The organism is uncultured Halovibrio sp. (assembly GCF_913056445.1).
GTDB classification, from domain to species: domain Bacteria; phylum Pseudomonadota; class Gammaproteobacteria; order Pseudomonadales; family Oleiphilaceae; genus Halospina; species Halospina utahensis_B.
On record NZ_CAJXMA010000141.1, the window covers coordinates 1 to 2038 of the forward strand.

Genomic DNA, 2038 nt, shown 5'->3' on the forward strand with positions numbered 1-2038 from the left:
AAAATTCGGGAACGACGTGAACAGTTGAACGACCAGATGCGTGAGCTCCAGCTCATGCAGGTGGAGCTTGATGAAGCGGAACAGCGCTGTCTCGATGCCCTGAATCACTGAACAACAACAAAGCGGAGCCTCTCCATGACTTACCCCGGCCTCAATTTCAACCTGGATGACACAACGGCGATGCTCCAGGACCAGGTTCGCCAGTTCGCTCAGGGCGAGATCGCACCGCGCGCGGCGGCCATCGACAGTGACAATACCTTCCCTCGCGATCTCTGGCCCCAGATGGGCGATATGGGCCTGCTGGGCATGACGGTCCCGGAAGACGACAACGGCACTGGCATGGGCTACCTCGCTCACGTCATCGCCATGGAGGAAATCAGCCGCGCCTCCGGCTCCGTGGGCCTGAGTTACGGGGCCCATTCCAATCTCTGCGTGAATCAGATCGCTCGCAACGGCAATCCGGAACAGAGGTCGAAATACCTTCCGAAACTGATGACCGGCGAGCACGTGGGCGCACTGGCCATGAGCGAGCCCAATGCCGGCTCGGATGTGGTCAGCATGAAGCTGCGGGCCACCCGCGACGGTAACGGGTTCCGCCTCAATGGCAGCAAGATGTGGATCACCAACGGCTCCGTCGGCGAACACGACACTCCCGGCTTCAGCCAGGGCCCCAAGCTGGACAAGCTGGGCATGCGTGGTTCCAACACCTCGGAGCTGATCTTCGAGGACGCCTGGGTCCCGGAAGAGAACATTCTGGGCGCAGAGAACAACGGCGCCCGCGTGCTCATGTCCGGTCTCGATTACGAGCGCGTGGTTCTGGCCGGCGGCCCCGTAGGGATCATGCAGGCGTGCCTGGACCTGGTGCTGCCGTACGTGCACGACCGCAAACAGTTCGGCCAGGCCATCGGCGAGTTCCAGCTGATCCAGGCCAAAGTGGCGGACATGTACACCGAGCTCAACGTCTGCCGCTCCTACCTGTATACCGTGGCCGCCGCGTGCGACCGGGGCGAAACCAGCCGCAAGGACGCTGCGGGGGCGATCCTCTACTGCTCCGAGAAAGCCACCAGAATGGCGCTTGAGGCTATCCAGATCCTGGGCGGCAACGGCTATATCAACGAATACCCCGCCGGGCGGCTGCTCCGTGATGCCAAGCTCTACGAGATCGGGGCCGGCACCCAGGAGATCCGGCGCATGCTGATCGGGCGGGAACTGTTCAAGGAAACGGAGTAAGCCATGGCGATCCTCGAATCCTCCGTGGACACCGACGGAGCCCTCTTCCGGGAGCGCCGGGAGCATATGCAGGCGCTGGTGGACGACCTTGCTGAAACGCTCGCCACCATCAGCGAAGGCGGTGGTGAAAAGGCTCGGGAACGCCACCGTTCCAAGGGTAAGATGCCTGTGCGCGAGCGCATCAACCGGCTTCTGGACCCGGGGTCCCCCTTTCTGGAACTGGCTCCCATGGCCGCCTACCAGGTCTACGACAGTGAGGTTCCCGCCGCCGGTGCGGTGGGCGGCATCGGCCGGGTCAACGGGGTTGAGTGCGTCATCCTGGGCAACGACGCCACGGTCAAGGGCGGCACCTACTTCCCGCTGACCGTGAAGAAACACCTGCGCGCCCAGACCATCGCCGCGGAAAACCACCTGCCGTGCATCTACCTGGTGGATTCGGGCGGCGCCAACCTGCCCCAGCAGGACGAGGTTTTCCCGGACCACGATCACTTCGGTCACATCTTCTTCCGCCAGGCCAACCTTTCCGCCAACGGCATTCCCCAGATCGCCGTGGTCATGGGCCCCTGCACTGCCGGCGGCGCCTACGTGCCCGCCATGGCGGACGAGGCGATCATGGTCGATGGCCAGAGCACCGTCTACCTGGCGGGGCCACCCCTGGTGAAAGCCGCTACCGGTGAGAGCGTCTCCGCCGAGGAGCTGGGGGGCGCCGAGATGCACACAAGCACCTCCGGCCTGGCGGATCACCTGGCCCACAGTGAGGAAGACGCCCTGGAACGTGCGCGCGCCTGCCTCGCCAACCTCAACTGGC

2 protein-coding genes are annotated in these 2038 nt (G+C 64.0%); both read left to right on the forward strand.

Annotated elements, in window-relative coordinates; all coding sequences use genetic code 11:
- Window positions 1-135 precede the first annotated feature (135 nt).
- Window positions 136-1230: an isovaleryl-CoA dehydrogenase gene (locus QZ501_RS15075; protein ID WP_295720648.1), complete on the forward strand. Its 1095-nt coding sequence runs from the start codon at window positions 136-138 to the stop codon at window positions 1228-1230.
- A 3-nt stretch (window positions 1231-1233) separates the two neighbouring features.
- On the forward strand, window positions 1234-2038 hold an 805-nt coding region (locus QZ501_RS15080; RefSeq protein ID WP_295720650.1), incomplete at its 3' end, for a carboxyl transferase domain-containing protein.

Bases quoted from the DNA above. Each gene is read 5' to 3' on its own strand.
- QZ501_RS15075 (WP_295720648.1), top strand. From the start codon at position 136: ATGACTTACCCCGGCCTCAATTTCAACCTGGATGACACAACGGCGATG.